We start from the raw sequence: 16,831 nt of genomic DNA, 5'->3' as shown, positions 1-16,831 counted from the left end.
TCAGTCAGGCCCGCTCGGAAGGTGCACTGCCCGAGCCGTCGCCGAGCATGCGCTGCATCAGCACGGTGTCCACCCAGCGACCGTGCTTGAAGCCGACTGACTCGAATACCCCGACACGGCGAAAACCCAGGCGCTCGTGCAGACGCAGCGACGCGATATTCTCGCTATTGCCGATCACCGCGACCATCTGCCGCCAGCCGCCCTGATCGCAGCGCTGTACCAGCTCGCCAAGCAATGCCAGACCGATGCCCCGCCCGCCCATACCGTCCCGTATATAAACCGAGTCTTCTACGGTAAAGCGGTAGGCAGGACGCGGACGATAGGGTGTGGCGTAGCCATAGCCAACCACCTCTCCGGCGAGCTCGGCCACCAGATATGGCAGGCCGTTGACGAGCACCTGCGCACGGCGCTGCAGCAGCTCGGCGACACTCGGCGGATCGAGTTCGAAACTGGAAATGCCATGCAGCACATGATCGGCGTAGATCGCCTGTACGGCAGGCATGTCTTGATCACACGCATCACGCAGGATAAAGGTCGGGGTCATATCGGGCTCTGGGCAAATGTCGTTGAATGAGTGCAATCATGCCGCTCACCAAACCGTTAAAAAAGCTATGATTTATCATTCACAGCATAAGAAATACTTTGCCATGCGCCGACTCAACCTGAATCACTTGCACACCTTCTCGCTGGTCATAGCGCACGGCAGCTTCTCCGCAGCGGCCGAGCGACTGCACCTGACCCAGCCAGCGGTAAGCCTGCAAATTCGGCAGCTGGAGGACCAGTTGAACCTGAAATTGATCGAGCGCGTAGGCAAGCGGCTCAAGCCCACCTCGGCGGGCACTACGCTGCTGGAGCATATTGCGCGCATTGATGCGGTGGTCGAAGACGCCCTGCTGGAGTTGTCCAGTCACGCCAGCGGCGTTGCCGGAAAGGTTGCGATCGGTACCGGCGCGACCGCCTGCATTCATCTGCTGCCGCCCATGTTGCAGGCACTGCGCCGTCGCTTTGCACAACTGGATGTGCGGGTCAGCACCGGCAACACGGACGGCATTCTCAAGGCTGTGGAAGAAAACCGTCTGGATCTCGCACTGGTGACGCTGCCCGCCTCGGGTCGCAGTCTGCATATCACCCCGCTGCTTGAGGATGAGTTCGTGGCGATTTTCGCCAGCAGCCAGCAGCCGATTGCCGCTGAAATGACCCCGGAGCACCTCTGCGAACTACCGCTGGTGGTTTTCGAAGCAGGCAGCAGTACGCGGCTGCTGATCAATGAATGGTTCTTGCAGGCCGGGATCCGGATAAAACCGGTCATGGAACTGGGGAGCATCGAGGCCATCAAGGAAATGGTCGCTGCGGGCCTGGGCTACAGCATCGTGCCGCGCATGGCGGTTGCTGCAGTCCATCACCGCCGCGGTTTGCAGGTGCTGCATCTGGTGCCGGGGTTGAGCCGTACGCTGGGAATTGCATTGCGCCAGGACAAACCGGTCAGCAAGGCGTTGCGCCAGGTGCTGGATGCATTGCACAACCTCAACGCCACACCACCTTAAAAGGTCACAAAAGCGCGCCACGATAGAAGCCTGATCGCGCCCATGCGCTATAAAGAGCAGCGGCGCTTGACTTGGCAAATCAGGCCGACAGTTGCATCAGCAGCGAATCAGGTTGTACGATGACTGCCCACTGGTTTTAGAAAAAATGATCGCTGGCCTGCTTTTACACGCCACATCACTGACAATCTGTAAAGCAACTCGGCAACCCATAAGGAGCGCCGGTCCGGATACCTTCCATACCGACCTCCAACCTCAAAACAACAGGAGATACCGATGCCTAACATTCTCGGCCAGAATTTCATCGCTGGCGGCCGCAGCGCTCTTGGCCAAAGCCTGCAAAAAAGTCTGGATGCCACAACAGGCGAAGAACTGCCTTACAGCTTCCATCAGGCTACCGACGGCGAAATCGACGCTGCCGCCCTCGCCGCCAAGGCTGCCTTTCCAGAATTCCGTCAACTGAGCCCGGCCCGTCGCGCCGACTTCCTCGACGCCATTGCCGATGAACTGGATCAGTTGGGTGATGATTTCGTCGCCATCGTCTGCCAGGAAACCGCTCTGCCCCAGGCACGTATTCAGGGTGAGCGCGGTCGTACCAGCGGCCAGATGCGCCTGTTTGCCAAGGTTCTGCGTCGCGGTGATTTCGTCGGTGCACGCATTGACCTGGCCCTGCCGGATCGCAAACCGTTGCCACGCGTCGACCTGCGCCAGTACCGCATCGGTGTGGGCCCGGTTGCCGTGTTCGGCGCGAGCAACTTCCCGCTGGCGTTTTCCACTGCTGGCGGTGACACCGCTGCTGCACTGGCTGCCGGTTGCCCGGTGGTGTTCAAGGCGCACAGTGGCCACATGGCGACTGCCGATCTGGTGGCCAGCGCTATCATCCGCGCCGCAGAACGCACCCAAATGCCGAAAGGCGTATTCAACATGATCTTCGGTAACGGCGTGGGTGAAGGTCTGGTCAAACACCCGGCTATCCAGGCCGTCGGTTTCACCGGCTCGCTGAACGGCGGCAACGCTCTTTGCAAAATGGCCGCCGAGCGTCCACAGCCGATTCCGGTGTTTGCCGAGATGTCCAGCATCAACCCGGTAGTGTTGCTGCCAGGTGCCCTGCAGGCACGCGGCGAAACCGTGGCCAAAGAGCTCGCCGGTTCGGTGGTGATGGGTGCCGGTCAGTTCTGCACCAACCCCGGTGTGGTCATCGGCCTGCGCTCCCCGGCGTTTTCGACGTTCGTCGAACAACTGACCGAACAGATGGGCAGTCAGGCACCGCAGACCATGCTCAACGCAGGCGGTCTGCGCAGCTACAGCAAAGGCGTCGAGCATTTGCTGTCGCATCCGGGCGTGACGCATCTGGCTGGCAAGCCGCAGGAAGGCAAACAGGCGCAGGCTCAGTTGTTCAAGGCTGACGTCAGTCTGCTGTTGAACGGCGACCAGTTGTTACAGGAAGAAGTCTTCGGCCCGACCACGCTGATAATCGAGGTCGCTGACGATGCGCAGTTGAAAGACGCGCTGCAGGCCTTGCGTGGTCAGCTGACTGCGACCGTGATCGGCGAGCCTGCGGACTTGAGCCAGTACAGCTGGCTGCAACCGATACTCGAAGAGAAAGTCGGGCGTATTCTGTTCAACGGCTACCCGACCGGTGTCGAGGTCTGTGAAGCCATGGTTCACGGCGGTCCATATCCGGCAACCTCGGACGCACGCGGTACTTCGGTGGGCACTCTGGCCATCGACCGTTTCCTGCGCCCGGTCTGCTATCAGAACCTGGCCGACAGCCAGTTGCCGCCTGCATTGCAGAATGCCAACCCGCTGGGTCTGCGTCGTCTGGTCAACGGTGAATGGAGCGATCAGCCTCTCGTGTAACAACCATCGCTTGACTCGTAAAAAAAGCAGCGCGACCTGATGAGGGTCGCGCTTTTTTTTGAAAAATATTTCTTTTTTGTGCTTTAAATCGCTTATAGCGGACCTGTTTTTCAGCCTGGTGGCAGCACCATGGAAGTGCAAGACATGAGCTGTTCATAAAATAACCACACAGCTGTAAGCCACGTGTAACAAGGGTTTCAAAAAGTTACCCACAGACATACCCACGATTTCCGTGGACAACTTTTCATCAATTTCGGACCTTAAAAACCCTGAGCAGCGCAAGCGTAAATTTTTACAGGTTCCCCACACCCTCATGAGTGATGGCACTGGTAATGGCCATTGGGGCTTCGTGACATAACCTTATGCACGTTTGGCGGTTGATTCGGCAGGCTGTCCGGCGTGAAATAAGAGATTTATCGAGGCATTCCGATTATGCAGCAGCGTTGTGAAGTGGCCGTGCTCGGTCTGGGTGCCATGGGTGCAGCCACTGTCTATCAACTGGCGAAGGCCGGAGTCGATGTAATTGGCGTCGATCGCTACGCCCCTCCGCACACACAAGGCTCCAGCCACGGCGATACCCGCATCACACGACTGTCGGTTGGCGAGGGCCCGCAATACCTGCCGCTGGTACGTAGTTCGCACAGCATCTGGCGCGAACTTGAGGCGCTGAGCGGCGAGTCGCTGTTCGAGCAGTGCGGTGTACTGGTGATGACTTCCAGCCCTGCGTACGATCCTGAAGACAGTAACGACTTCACCCACCAGACCATCGCCCTGGCCCGCACCTATGGCGTGACGCACGAAGTGCTGTCGGCGGCGGCCATTCGCGAGCGCTTTCCCCAGTTCACCCCTGTTCTGGACACCGCCGTTGGCTACTTTGAGCCTGAAGGCGGATTTGTCCGGCCAGAGCGCTGCATCGAAGTACAGCTGCGGCTGGCGAGGCAACACGGCGCAAGGTTGCTGACCCATGAGACGGTTACGCACTTACAGGCACAGGGTGATCAGGTGCGCATTACCACCGACAAGGGCTCGATCATCGCTGACAAAGTCGTGGTCAGTGCGGGCATGTGGTCAGCCGAATTGCTCGGCGCACCGTTCAGCGACCTGCTGCGGGTGTGCCGGCAAAAGCTGTTCTGGTTCGAATTGCAGGAGAATGCCGCTTTAGCACCACGTTCGCCGAGCTTCATTCTGACTCACGGGCCCGGGGAGGATGATGTCAACTATGGCTTCCCGCCCCTGCCCGGTGAAAACAGTATGAAGGTCGCCACCGAGCAATACATCGAGACATCCGCTGCCGACCAGCTGGATCGCACTGTTACGGCAAGCGAGGAGCAGGAAATGTTCCAGATCCAGGTGAAGGGCAAGATTGCGGGACTGACGCCAAACGTGGTCAAGTCTTCGGTCTGCGCTTACACCGTCACGCCGGACTATCACTTCATCATTGATGAACACCCCCATCTGAAAAACGTGACAGTGGTTTCGGCCTGCTCCGGTCACGGCTTCAAACACTCAGCCGGGCTCGGGCTGGCCCTTGCACAATGCTGTATTCACGGCACCAGCGATGTAGACCTTTCAGCCTTCTCGCTGGCGCGTTTCACCGCGCAGAACTGACCAACGACACTCAGCGTGCCACAACGAAGGCCTCGTCAATACGCGCCAGATCGGTGTCGCGCAACGTACCGGCGTAGTAATGCAGTTTGATCCAGGCCATCAAGTAATCGTAACGGGCTTTCGCCAGATCACGCCGGGTGCTGTAGAGCTGCTGTTCGGCGTTGAGTGCGTCCAGGCTGATGCGCTCGCCGCCGAGAATGCTCTGACGTGTCGACTCGACCAGTGCCTGCGCAGAGACCAGTGCTTTCTGATAAGCGCGCAACTTGCTCACCCCTGACGCACAGGCGTTGAACTGGCGACGCAGCTCGATCAGGGTTTCGCGGGTCTTGCCCTCCAGCTCGTATTCCGCCTGCTCGCGCTTGCTGTTGGCCTGACGCACCGAGGCGCTGGTGCCGCCTCCGGCGTACAGCGGCAGACTGAGCTCGATACCTATCGTGTTGGTGTCGTAACGCTGATTGTAGGTGTTGCCGCTGTCCGATTCGTTCTGACGGATACTCGCGTAAGCATTCACCGTCGGCAGATGCCCGGCGCGGTTGCGCTCCACCTCGTATCGCGCCACTTCCAGCGACTGGCGTTGCGAGGCCAGGATCGGGCTGTTGGCCATAGCCAGCGCATGCCACTCGGTAAAGCTGGACGGTGCCAGCACCAGCGCCTGAAAACTGTCCCTCAACGGCTCCAACTGCGCAACATCGATACTCGACTCGCCCAGCAACGCGGCCAGTTCGCGCAAGGCCGCGTCCTGCTCGTCGCTGGCTTCTATCTGCTCGGCAATCGCCAGCTCGTTGCGCGATTCCGCTTCAAGAATGTCGGTGCGGGTACCCTCGCCTTGCTGGAACATTTGCCGGTTCTGTGCAAACTGGCGTTCGAACGCCTGCTGTTTGGCGCGGGCTATATTGATCTGGTCCTGCGCGAACAGTGCCTGGGTGTAAAGGGTCAGAACCCGCACCAGCAATTCCTGACTCTTGCTGCGAAAGGTCTCGTCGGCAAACAACGCCTGGGCCAGGCCTTTGCGGTAATTGGCATAGGCTTCGTAATCGATCAGCGGCTGCTGAATCGTCAGGCTTGAACCAAAGCTGTTGTAGTGGCGATGGTCAGTGGTGTCTTCACGGCCGCCTTTGAGGGTGGCCTTGGAGTCGTTGCGCCCTTTGTTGTAGCTGTATGAAACACGCGGCAACAAGCCTGCACGACCAATCACCCGGTTTTCCAGGCCCGCATCGCGCTCCTTGAGCGCGCCCAGGTAAGTCGGGTCGTTGCGAAGCGCCAGCTCATAGACCTGAAACGGGCCCATCGCATGACTCAATGAAGCAGTGCCCAGCAGGATGGCCGTCAGCAAAGCGGCTTTCAGGGGATGACGAGACATCCTATTCCTCCGTCAACGCGGAGCCGGCACGGTCCAGCAAAGGTTTGAACAGATAATTGAGCAGCGAGCGTTCACCCGTGCGCACAAACATTTCAGCGGGCATGCCCGGCTTGATCACCAACCCGTTGAGTTTTTCCAGTGCCGCATCGCCCACCGAAGTGCGCAGCACGTAATAGGGCTGGCCGGTTTTCTCATCCTGCATCTGATCGGCAGAAATCAGGTTTACCTCACCGGAAACCCGCGGCGTGCGACTTTGATTGAACGCAGTGAAGAGGATATCGACCGGTAAATGGCTGGCGACCTTGTCGATCAACTGCACCGGCAGACGCCCTTCGACTTCAAGCCGTGTGCCCTGCGGTACGATTTCCAGCAGGGTTTCACCGGCACGCACCACTGCGCCTTCGGTGTGCACGCCCAGGTTGACGGCGATGCCATCAGCAGGGGCAAGAATTGCACTGTGCTGCAGACTGAAACCTGCCGAAGCCAGTTGTTGCTCAAGGGTAAGCGCCTTGACCTGGGCATCGGCCCACTGGCTGCGCACTTCTTTCTGATACTCCTCGCGCTGCTGCTGAAGACGCAACCGCGACTCGACGATCCCCTGCTCTATCCGCCCGGTTTCGCCTGCGTTCTGCGCCAGGCTCTGCTGCACTTGAGAAAGCTGGCGTTGAAACTCCAGCAGACGGTTGCCCGGAATGAAACCGTTCTGCGCCAAGGGTTCCAGGTTACTCAGTTGCTTGCGTAGCGAGTCAGCCTGAGCCAGCAGGTCCGATCGAGCGCGGCGCATACCGGCGAGTTGCAGCCCGGCACCTTCGATACTCGCCTGCAAACCGGATTGCTCTCGAGCCAGCGCCTGTCGCCGACTGCTGAACAGTTGCCGCTGGCCCTCAAGCACGAGCGCCAGACGCGGGTCGGGGTTCTGCCCCTGCCCGGCGGCAATCAGTTCTGCGGGAAAGTGCACCTCATCCAGGTTGTCGCGCTCGCTCTGCCAGCGGGCCAGGCTGGCCCAGGCCATTCGATACTGGGCACGCAACGATTGCACGTCGGCCTCGACCTGAGTCTGATCAAGGCGAAACAGCGGCTCGCCCTCCTTTACCGACTGGCCTTCGCTGACGAGAATTTTGCTTACAACGCCGCCATCCAGCGACTGCACGGCCTTGCGCTTGCCCGACACCACGACGGTGCCTTGCACGGCAATGCCCTGATCCAGCGGGGCCAGACTGGCCCACAGAAAGAAGCTGCCCGCCCCTGCCAGCATGAGAATCCAGCCTGCGCGAACGAAGAACTGCACGCCGCGCTCCTTGCCCGGCACGGCGTAATGAGTGTCGATGGGGCTGTTCATACGTCGGACTGCCTGTTCTGCGTGCCGTACTGACGGCTCATGGAAAGCCCGGCGGGTGCAGGGCGAGATTGCGATTGAGGGTGCGCTTGTGGTGCTTGCCCGGGCGATGCCTGTCCGGACAAGGCCTGCAACACCTGAGCCGTGGTGCCGAATGCCTGCATGCGACCTTCGCTCAGCACCAGCAGACGATCGGTCTGGTTCAACGACTGAGTGCGGTGAGTGACGAGCACGACGGTACAGCCGCGGGTCTTGAGCTCAGCGATCGCCTGAGTCAGGGCCGCTTCGCCCGCGGCGTCCAGATTGGAATTGGGCTCATCAAGCACCACCAGTCGCGGATCGCCATACAATGCTCGGGCCAACGCGACGCGCTGTTTCTGACCGCCTGACAAGCCAGCGCCATCGTCGCCCAGCCGCGTGTCGTAGCCCTGCGGCAGGCGCAGAATCAATTCGTGTACGCCCGCCAGTTGCGCAGCAGCAACCACGGCGCTCGCGTCGCCCTCGCTAAAACGCGCGATGTTTTCTGCCACGGTGCCACCGAAAAGCTCGATGTCCTGCGGCAGATAACCGATATAGGGGCCCAGCGCCTCGCGGTCCCAGCGATGCATGTCGGCCCCGTCCAGACGTACCGTTCCACCCAGCACCGGCCAGACACCGACCAGCACGCGTGCCAGGGTCGATTTGCCGGAACCGGATGCTCCCAGTACACCGAGCACTTCACCAGCTTGCAGTTGAAAGCTCACTTGCTGAATCGTCGGCGATGTTTTGCCCGGAGGCGCAGCGCTGACCTGTTCCGCGCTGATCTGACCGCGCGGTGCTGGCAGTGGCATGCGCGGCGCGGGCTCGGCGTAGGTCTTGAGTAACTGGTCCAGACGTCCGTAAGCCAGGCGTGCAGAACTCCATTGTTTCCAGACTGCGATCAGTTGATCGATGGGGCTGAGGACCCTTCCCATGAGGATCGAACCGGCGATCATCATGCCTGCGGTCATGTCTCCGTTTATCACCAGCAGTGCGCCCAGGCCCAGAACCAGCGACTGCAGGCAAAGGCGCAGGGCCTTGCTGATCGAACTGATCACCGCTCCAGTGTCACTGGCACGATTTTGCAAGGCCAGAAAGCGCCCATGCACATGGAACCAGCGACGCCGCAACACTTCGAGCATGCCCATCGCCTGGATCGCCTCGGCCTGTTGCAGGTGCCGGGTCGCCAATTGCGCAGACTGCTGCGAGTACCCGCTGGCCTCGGCCAACGGTTTGCGGGTCAGCCATTCGTTGAGGCAGGCCAGTCCGACCAGCAACACTGTCCCCACACTGGCCAGCACGCCAAGCCAAGGGTCGAAAAGGAAGATCACCGCCAGGTAGATGGGAAACCACGGGGCGTCGAAGAACGCGAACAACGCCGGCCCGGTGAGAAACTGACGGATAAAGGTCAGGTCACCCAGCGCCTGCCCAGCCTGACGCTGTCCGGCGTGCAGGTTGCTCTCGAACGCAGCCTGATAGACGCGCAGATTGAAACGCCTCTCCAGCTCGCTGCCGATGCGGATTACCACAAAGCTGCGGACCATCTCCAGCAGGCCGATAAACGCAAAGAACCCGACCACCATCAGCGTCAGCATGGCCAGGGTAGTCTGGTTCTGCGACGTCAGTACACGGTCATAGACTTGCAACATGTAAATCGATGGAGCGAGCATCAACACGTTGATCAGCGCGGTAAAACAACCGACACCAATCAACGCGCTCTTGTAGTCAGCCAGCGCTTTATAAAGCGGCGGACGGGCGCTTTGGGGCAACGCACTCATGGTTGTTCCTTGATGGTCTTGCTGGTGACGGAGTGACATCCCTGGGTTTTAACAAACAACTCGCGCAGGTCCATGAAACGCTTAATCGGCGAGCCGTCCAAGAACCAGCACTTCACCGCCGGGCAGACGCGCCTGATAGATCTGCTCCCCCATGTTATTGAGGTGAATCAGGCGATTGCCTTCCTTGTCGGTAAATGCCAGGCCATCCGGAGTCGGAAACCAGCCAGTGGGGGCTTCGTGCAACCACTTTACTGCACAGGCGAGATCGCCCGTCAGTTTCGGTACATCAGTGTTGAGGTGCAGCTCACAAACTTCGTCCGTCTTTCCCTGAAGCGAAAGTCGCCACTTGCCACTTAGCTCAGCTGGGTCGGGCAGTTTCAAACTCATGGCCATGCTTGCTCCAGAAATACCCACCAGCAGCGCAAAAGCCACTGGCACGATTCGAACAACGTGATTGATCTTCATGATGGGGTACTTTCCAGATCATGGACGACAGCAGGGTCGTCCATGATTGTTACAGATTAAACCACGATATCAGTAGCCAACGCTTGACCAACAGTCCCTACGAGGAAGTCCCCCACACCCTGACCTGTGAAGTCGATCGCCAGGCTACCCAGGTTGCTGCTCTGGTTGTAGCTGAGGATCGCTTCGCCGACATGGCCGCTGAACGCGTTGACGAACTGCAGCGCGCTCAGCGTGGAAATGGCCGATACATCGATTTTGTCCTGACCGCTGACAAAGTCACGAATCGTATCCTGCGCTGCACGGTTGGAATCGGAACTGGCACCAAACACAAAAATGTCTGCACCAGCACCACCGGTCAGGCTGTCGGCACCGCCACCACCGTAGATGATGTCGTTGCCGGCACCACCTTTGAGGTCGTTGGCAGCGGCATTGCCGATCAACAGGTCGTTGCCCGAACCGCCCACCGCGTTTTCAACCACCACGCCTTTGGCAATTGAGACGTTGCCCACCATGCCACCCACGTCCGAGAACGAGGCCGCATTGAGGTTGATCTTCTGGTTCTGGGTGAAACCCGAGAAGTCGAGGGTATCCTTGCCCCCGCCGTCCCACACCGAGAACACCACCTTGGAAGAGGCAGAAGTGGCGCTGTAGAAATCACGCCCGGCTGTGGAGTTGAAACCGTAGACCGTATCACCGGCACGGGTGCTCATGTTCGCGCCATAGAGCTGTTGAACAGCCGCAATATCGTCCAGCAACGGTGCCGAGGAGTACGCGGCAACGCCGCCCTTGACGAAGTTCTGGTCGGTGTTGGACTCACTCCAGTAACTCATGACGCTGTAGCCACGCGTATCTTCTGCGTAGCTGGCATCCTTGTAGGTCGGGTTGCCTTCGCCAGCGTTGTAGTCGCCAGGGTGAGACAGGCCCAGGGTGTGGCCAATTTCATGGGTCAGGGTCTGACGACCGTAATTGCCATTGTCCGGTGTCGTGTTGACCTTGTAGCTGTTATCGACAAGGTACCAGGACTGACCGTCAGTACGGCTGTTGCCGCTGGGCAGATAGGCAAAAGCCGCTCCGCCAGCGCTGCCGTTACTGTAGTTGCCAAAGGTCATGTGCCCGTCGCCGCCGGAAGCGGCCTGGGTAAAGCTGACCTTGGCAACGTCTGCCCAGGATTGCATCGACAATACGGCCTGTGCTTTCTGCTGTGCGTTGAACGCACTGAAAGTCCCCAGCGAATTGTCGAACCCGGCAGGTTTGGCGGTCAGGAAGGTGTATGTGAGGTTGATAGTGCCGTTGCCATCGCGATCAGTCCACGCAGCGTTGTCGCGAAGGATGTAATCGGCGGCCTGATCGACCGAGTACGAAGGCTTGCCATTGATCGTGAGGTTACCGCCACGATCATACTGGTGAGCGAACGTATTGATCTGGTCGAAAGAGGTGCTGGTAGCAGCAGAGAGTTGAATTGCAGCATTTTCTTTGACTTTCGTCATGACACTTCCTTGTTTGCTGATTAACAGGTTAGGTACGGCGGGACTCCCCCTGTAGCGAGAGAGTCCAGTCACTCGCCTTGTGGTGCGTAATGCATTGAAGCGTAACAAAGCTGACACATTTAGAAATCTTGTGTCCAGCTCTGTTCCATGATGTCAATTAGCCCAAAACGAGGAAGTGCCCACAGGCCTTGGGGAATCGTCCGATATTATTTTTTGTGATGATCAAAAGCTGATAAGTGCGTGAGCAGACGAGGACAATCTTGATAAAGATGACTGATCGGTCAGATTGCCTACCATGCGTAATTTGACTGGACGGACAGTCTCTGACCAATCCGGCTTGCCCTTCCCAGGCTGCCGGAAAAGCATATCGCCATCACCTGGGATCCTGACACTTCTCAAATCCCGGAAACGCAAAAGCCCCGAAAGATCGGGGCTTTTGTTTAACGCGTTTGAAGCGCAACGGCCTGAGTACTCAGGCCGAAGTCATCAGTCGTCGCGGCTCATGATGCCGAAAATCTGCAGCAGGCTGATAAACAGGTTGTAGATCGATACATACAGGCTGACCGTCGCCATGATGTAGTTGCGCTCACCACCCTGAATAATCGCGCTGGTCTGGAACAGAATGCAGACCGACGAGAACAGCACGAAGCCTGCGCTGATCGCCAGTTGCAAACCGCTGATCTGGAAGAACATGCTGGCCACTACTGCGCCAAGTAGAACGAAGAAGCCTGCGGTGATGAAGCCACCCAGGAAGCTCATGTCCTTGCGGGTGATCAACACGTAAGCCGACAGACCGCCGAAAACCAGTGCGGTCATCGCGAAAGCGGAGCTGACGACTTCAGCGCCACCGGCCATGCCCAGATAACGATTGAGGATCGGGCCTAGCAGGAAACCCATGAAACCTGTCAGGGCGAAGGTCGAAACCAGGCCCCAGACCGAATCACGCAATTTATTGGTCAGGAAAAACAGACCATAGAAGCCGATCAGTACCACGAAAATGTTCGGATAGCCGACGCGCATCTGCTGAGCGACAAATGCCATGACACCGCTGAAAGCCAGCGTCAGAGCGAGAAGACCGTAAGTGTTGCGCAGGACACGACTAACCTCTAGCTGGTCGGCCTGCATGCCGGTTTTAAGGCTGTAATCCTGTTCGCGCATGGCGAAACTCCTTCCTGTTGAAATGTTGAGTTGCAAAGATCATAACAGAGGCGCTGCAACTGGCTAGTCACAGAGTTTGACAGCTTGTTTCATTCCGGTATTATGGCGCCCGCAACGATAGTGGAGGTATGGCCGAGTGGTTTAAGGCAGCAGTCTTGAAAACTGCCGACTGTAACAGGTCCTAGAGTTCGAATCTCTATGCCTCCGCCATATTTGGTAGCGCAAAGCCCTGATTATTCAGGGCTTTGTCGTTTCTGGGGTTTGGCTAATGCAATCGCAAGCTCATCCGCCCACGCTTGGCCCGCGCTGACAAAATGTGGATACTGCCAGTTTGCCAGCCGATGAACCATGGAAGATCCCAATGGCACCCAGCCGAACGCTTGTCCATCCTGTTGGAGGCACGCAACCCCACGCGGGCGAGATTCGGCATGCTGCCGAGTCTGACAGTCACGGCTCAGTGTCAGACACCTTTGAAATACGCCTTATCGATGAAGAGCTCGAACGCCTCGCGATCGGTCGATATGCCCGCTTCAGTCGAGCGTCAGGCAATCTCGCGGGCGGCACTCAGCCTTATCCCGACCGTATCCATACAACGGCTTCCGATGAGGACTTCTCCGACCTGGCCATAGGGCGCTATGCGCGCTTCAGCAGACCGTCTCCCAACCTTGTTGGCGGTACACAACCGCAGGCGGACATAGCGTCGGAACAGGCGCCCTCGGCCTTCGCTCCGCAAATGCGCCATCCAGAGCGCGAGTCTGAGTTCTTTACCATCCGGCAGGACTCTCCCGGCACCAACTCTTTCAGCATTCCCAAGGCACCTGATCGTCCGGCGAAGGCCAGATGGCTGCGTCCAGGGGAGCCGTTCAACGTGGCCGATATCACCTTGCCCGGCGGCATGATCTACACAGGAACGCAAAACCCGGAATTCAGGCTATCCGAACCTTCTTTCATAGACGCTGCCTTGCCGGTGGCCGGTTCCGATGCGCCTCCCGCTGCACGGTCGGCATACTATTGGTCGACCTATAAAGACCTCGAACCTGCGGCACGCCGGGGCTATCTGCAGTGGCTGGCAGGGGGACGTTGCGATCCTGAAGCAAGCAGCGGTTACCTGTTCATGTTTTTCCACGGCCTTGAACGGCGTTTACTGATCGACAGCCTTTCTGATCCCGACGCACGAAAAGAAATTCCCGCGTTAAGAGAGGAAATCGAGCGTTTGCGGACTGTTTATCATCGGGATTTTTCGTTTTGCAACCAGGCTTCGCGGCTTCTCGAATACCTGAGCATGCCTGTCATTTCAGGGCAGATGTATTTGCGCGAGCCACCAATGGAGTCGGCCGACTACTATGAAATGCCCATCGTGCTGCGAGTGGCGCTAGGTCAGATGGCCATCGACAAACACCCGCTGAATGCATCCTGGGCCTTGTCTTGGGCGCTGACGGATCCGAATATCTCGCGTGGCAAACCTGTTGGCAGATGCACAGATCTGTTTCAGCGGCTGTTCAGGGCCGAATATGAAGAACAGTTTCCCGATGGCCTGAAGCTGCTGAGAAACAAGACCAGACTATGGGTCGCCTATCGCCCATCGTCCGCCTACCTCGATGTACCGGAAATACCGGTGGGCGACCTGCCAGACGTCAGCATTACGTCCGCCACTCGCAAGAAAATTCAACTCCTCGTGCAGAGCTGTGCTTCAGTACTTGCTCCATTCAGTCGGTACATGGGCCGCAATGCCGATGATCTCGATAAGCATGAGTCATTGGAGGCGCTGCTATTGCTGCCCGTGTCGCTATGGCCCGAATACGCCAGACATGAACTGCGACAGCTTCAATCGGAGGTCAGGACTGCTACGAAGCTGACGACGCTTGATCAACTGGCCATACGTTTCAAGTCTGACGGTGCCCAGGCACGCAACCAGATCGTCGCGCTGACAAAAGTGCTTGAAGGTATGCACATAGGTATGGAGCCGGATGTGCTGGCAGGCAATCGTGCGCCCAAACCTGAGGACAGCATCGTTCTGTTTGTGACCGAGCCAGATCCAGGCATGTCGAGGGTGACAGTGGATTACAATGCGGCTGTTGTCACTCTGGATCTCGCCAGCAGTGTTGCAACGGTTGATAGAGGCACAAGCCAGCGTGCAGTTGCACTGCTCGAACAGCATATCGACTCATGGGGTCATCTGCGTATCTCGCATCGAACACGTCTCAAGGCATATCTGTTGATGCAAATGCAGCAGCCGCCCAACCTGGCAAGCCTGAAAAAGAAGCTGAGCTCGCTAAATCAGGACGAAAAGCAGGCCATCGTCGGTTGCCTGACTCACCTGGCCCACGCTGACGGAGCGGTTACGCCTGAGAAAGTCAGACTGCTTGAGCGGATATACAGGGCACTTGGACTCGATCCTCACACCCTTTACAGCAACCTTCATGGTGCTGCGGCCGGTTCGCAGACAGGCCCGGTATCGACAGCGCTGTCAGCCACTACAGCAACAGGGCCCGACAAGAAGCCAGGCTCCGGAATCGTGCTGGACATGGGCAGGGTTGCCCAATTGCGACGTGAAACGGCAGAGGCGTCGGCGCTGCTGGCTGATGTTTTTCGCGACGATCAGGAGGACGAGCAGCAGGATGACAAGCAGATAGCCAAAGACGATGCATCACAAGACACTCCAGACACTGACGCCCATCTTCATGGGCTTGATGCGGGCCACTCTGCGTTTCTGCGCCTGCTGGTTTCGCGCAACCAATGGAGTCGACGAGAGCTGGAAATCGCAACGGCAGAGATGGCGTTGATGCTCGACGGCGCGCTGGAGCAAATCAACGATATGGCATTCGAATTGTTCGACATGCCGGTTTCCGAGGGCGATGACCCTATCGAAATCAATCCGGATATTTTAAGCGAGCTTGCCCTATGAACAAGATACGAGCCAAGGATCGCGATGCGGTCATTCAATCACTGCGCGCGGGTGTCGTTCCTCGTGTCGGGCAGCACTTGATCCAGGTCGGACGGGCGGGTGAGCTGGCAGCTCTTATCAAGGATGTAGACCGGCTGGCCGAAGGCGGTTCTGCCTTTCGCATCGTGGTCGGCGAGTATGGCGCGGGCAAGACTTTCTTCCTCAACCTGGTCAGAGGCATTGCGATGGAACGCAAGCTGGTGACGATGCACGCCGATCTGAACCCCGATCGACGCCTGCACGCCTCGGGCGGTCAGGCCCGCTCCCTGTACGCCGAGCTTGCCAAGAACATGTCTACACGCACCAAGCCGGACGGTGGCGCACTTCAGGGCATTGTCGAAAAGTTTATTTCCCAGGCCAGAACCCACGCGAGTAGCAAAGGCGTAGACAGCGAGACGGTCATACGCCAGAACCTCGCCGAGCTTACGGAAATGGTCAACGGCTATGACTTTGCCGAAGTCATAGCCGCTTACTGCCGAGGCTTTAACGAAGGGAACGAACAGCTGAAAGCCGATGCAATCCGCTGGCTTCGGGGAGAATTCACAACCAGGACGGACGCTCGCGCGGCCTTGGGAGTCAGAAGCATCGTTGACGACGCGTCCGTTTACGATCAGCTCAAACTGCTTTCCCGATTTGTGCGTCTGGCAGGCTTCGGCGGGCTTATGGTGTGCCTGGACGAATTGGTCAACCTCTACAAGCTTGCCAACACGCAGGCTCGCAATGCGAACTATGAACAGATCCTGCGCATCCTCAATGACTCCCTGCAAGGATCGACTGACGGGCTGGGCTTTGTTCTGGGCGGCACGCCGGAATTTCTGATGGACACTCGCCGCGGCCTCTACAGCTACCCGGCCCTGCAATCGCGCCTTGCAGAAAACACCTTTGCCAAGACAGGCTACGTTGATCTTTCCGGCCCTGTCATTCGGCTGACCAGCCTGACCCCGGAGGACTTCTATGTCCTGCTGCTGAACCTGCGTAACGTTTATGCATACGGCGACGCGAAACAATACCTGCTTCCGGAAGAGGCGATCCCGGCCTTTATCGAGCACTGCGGTCAGCGTCTGGGTGAGGCTTACTTTAGAACGCCACGCACCACCATTACCGCGTTTATCAACCTGTTGGCGGTTCTGGAGCAAAACCCTGAGGCCAGCTGGAGAAACCTTCTGGGCGCCATTGACATTGCCAGGGATGACGGCGGCAAAAGTGATTTCACTGTAGAGGCCGATGATGAACTCACAAGCTTCAAGCTCTGACTCATCCGCATTCCAACGGCTTC

At 58.2% G+C, this 16,831-nt stretch carries 12 protein-coding genes and 1 tRNA gene; 6 read left to right on the top strand and 7 right to left on the bottom strand.

From position 1 onward, the window contains the following. Positions 1 to 4 precede the first annotated feature (4 nt). Positions 5 to 544 carry a GNAT family N-acetyltransferase gene (locus RYA97_RS09375; RefSeq protein WP_117139418.1) on the bottom strand — a complete coding sequence of 180 codons (540 nt, stop codon included), beginning with the start codon at positions 542 to 544 and terminating at the stop codon, positions 5 to 7. 103 nt (positions 545 to 647) lie between these two features. Here RYA97_RS09375 and RYA97_RS09370 point away from each other — a divergent pair, with 103 nt between their 5' ends. From RYA97_RS09370 to solA, 3 genes are all read left to right on the top strand, one after another. Further along, complete coding sequence (locus RYA97_RS09370) at positions 648 to 1,544, top strand: LysR family transcriptional regulator (RefSeq protein ID WP_117139425.1); 897 nt, start codon at positions 648 to 650, stop codon at positions 1,542 to 1,544. A 273-nt stretch (positions 1,545 to 1,817) separates the two neighbouring features. Beyond that, entirely contained in the window at positions 1,818 to 3,401 is a 1,584-nt protein-coding gene (locus tag RYA97_RS09365) for an aldehyde dehydrogenase (NADP(+)) (RefSeq protein ID WP_005731899.1), read from the top strand. A 432-nt stretch (positions 3,402 to 3,833) separates the two neighbouring features. Further along, positions 3,834 to 5,009 (top strand): N-methyl-L-tryptophan oxidase, encoded by a 1,176-nt coding sequence (gene solA, locus RYA97_RS09360; RefSeq protein ID WP_117139419.1) that lies wholly within the window; start codon positions 3,834 to 3,836, stop codon positions 5,007 to 5,009. 10 nt (positions 5,010 to 5,019) lie between these two features. On the opposite strand, the gene RYA97_RS09355 is transcribed toward solA, so the two are convergent. The 6 genes from RYA97_RS09355 to RYA97_RS09330 all read right to left on the bottom strand — a co-directional run bounded on the left by RYA97_RS09355 (position 5,020) and on the right by RYA97_RS09330 (position 12,611). After that, a complete protein-coding gene (locus tag RYA97_RS09355) occupies positions 5,020 to 6,369 on the bottom strand; it encodes a TolC family outer membrane protein (protein ID WP_005745684.1) in 1,350 nt (449 codons plus the stop codon). Position 6,370: 1 nt separating this feature from the next. Next, positions 6,371 to 7,708, bottom strand: a complete 1,338-nt coding sequence (locus RYA97_RS09350; protein WP_005745685.1) for an HlyD family type I secretion periplasmic adaptor subunit — start codon at positions 7,706 to 7,708, stop codon at positions 6,371 to 6,373. Beyond that, a complete protein-coding gene (locus tag RYA97_RS09345; RefSeq protein WP_005780048.1) occupies positions 7,705 to 9,501 on the bottom strand; it encodes a type I secretion system permease/ATPase in 1,797 nt (598 codons plus the stop codon). Before RYA97_RS09345 ends, RYA97_RS09350 begins: the two co-directional genes overlap by 4 nt. 81 nt (positions 9,502 to 9,582) lie before the next feature. Continuing rightward, entirely contained in the window at positions 9,583 to 9,966 is a 384-nt protein-coding gene (locus RYA97_RS09340; RefSeq protein ID WP_005780045.1) for a protease inhibitor Inh/omp19 family protein, read from the bottom strand. Positions 9,967 to 10,022: 56 nt separating this feature from the next. Then, complete coding sequence (locus RYA97_RS09335) at positions 10,023 to 11,453, bottom strand: serralysin family metalloprotease (protein ID WP_005780043.1); 1,431 nt, start codon at positions 11,451 to 11,453, stop codon at positions 10,023 to 10,025. A 486-nt stretch (positions 11,454 to 11,939) separates the two neighbouring features. Beyond that, positions 11,940 to 12,611, bottom strand: a complete 672-nt coding sequence (locus RYA97_RS09330; protein ID WP_002553978.1) for a Bax inhibitor-1/YccA family protein — start codon at positions 12,609 to 12,611, stop codon at positions 11,940 to 11,942. Between the two features lie 122 nt (positions 12,612 to 12,733). Here RYA97_RS09330 and RYA97_RS09325 point away from each other — a divergent pair. From RYA97_RS09325 to RYA97_RS09315, 3 genes are all read left to right on the top strand, one after another. Continuing rightward, a tRNA-Ser gene (locus RYA97_RS09325) sits at positions 12,734 to 12,821 on the top strand. A gap of 151 nt (positions 12,822 to 12,972) precedes the next feature. Then, entirely contained in the window at positions 12,973 to 15,516 is a 2,544-nt protein-coding gene (locus RYA97_RS09320) for a TerB N-terminal domain-containing protein (RefSeq protein WP_117139420.1), read from the top strand. Then, positions 15,513 to 16,808 carry an ATP-binding protein gene (locus RYA97_RS09315; RefSeq protein ID WP_117143880.1) on the top strand — a complete coding sequence of 432 codons (1,296 nt, stop codon included), beginning with the start codon at positions 15,513 to 15,515 and terminating at the stop codon, positions 16,806 to 16,808. Before RYA97_RS09320 ends, RYA97_RS09315 begins: the two co-directional genes overlap by 4 nt. Positions 16,809 to 16,831 lie beyond the last annotated feature (23 nt).

The sequence above is a fragment of the Pseudomonas syringae group sp. 26L6 genome (assembly GCF_032587815.1).
Classification (GTDB): domain Bacteria; phylum Pseudomonadota; class Gammaproteobacteria; order Pseudomonadales; family Pseudomonadaceae; genus Aquipseudomonas; species Aquipseudomonas amygdali.
This window is presented reverse-complemented; position numbering and strand designations above follow the sequence as displayed.

Coding starts and splice junctions, on each gene's coding strand:
- RYA97_RS09330 (WP_002553978.1), bottom strand. CDS start 12,611: ATGCGCGAACAGGATTACAGCCTTAAAACCGGCATGCAGGCCGACCAG.
- solA (WP_117139419.1), top strand. CDS start 3,834: ATGCAGCAGCGTTGTGAAGTGGCCGTGCTCGGTCTGGGTGCCATGGGT.
- RYA97_RS09375 (WP_117139418.1), bottom strand. CDS start 544: ATGACCCCGACCTTTATCCTGCGTGATGCGTGTGATCAAGACATGCCT.
- RYA97_RS09335 (WP_005780043.1), bottom strand. CDS start 11,453: ATGACGAAAGTCAAAGAAAATGCTGCAATTCAACTCTCTGCTGCTACC.
- RYA97_RS09370 (WP_117139425.1), top strand. CDS start 648: ATGCGCCGACTCAACCTGAATCACTTGCACACCTTCTCGCTGGTCATA.
- RYA97_RS09320 (WP_117139420.1), top strand. CDS start 12,973: ATGGCACCCAGCCGAACGCTTGTCCATCCTGTTGGAGGCACGCAACCC.
- RYA97_RS09345 (WP_005780048.1), bottom strand. CDS start 9,501: ATGAGTGCGTTGCCCCAAAGCGCCCGTCCGCCGCTTTATAAAGCGCTG.
- RYA97_RS09355 (WP_005745684.1), bottom strand. CDS start 6,369: ATGTCTCGTCATCCCCTGAAAGCCGCTTTGCTGACGGCCATCCTGCTG.
- RYA97_RS09350 (WP_005745685.1), bottom strand. CDS start 7,708: ATGAACAGCCCCATCGACACTCATTACGCCGTGCCGGGCAAGGAGCGC.
- RYA97_RS09365 (WP_005731899.1), top strand. CDS start 1,818: ATGCCTAACATTCTCGGCCAGAATTTCATCGCTGGCGGCCGCAGCGCT.
- RYA97_RS09315 (WP_117143880.1), top strand. CDS start 15,513: ATGAACAAGATACGAGCCAAGGATCGCGATGCGGTCATTCAATCACTG.
- RYA97_RS09340 (WP_005780045.1), bottom strand. CDS start 9,966: ATGAAGATCAATCACGTTGTTCGAATCGTGCCAGTGGCTTTTGCGCTG.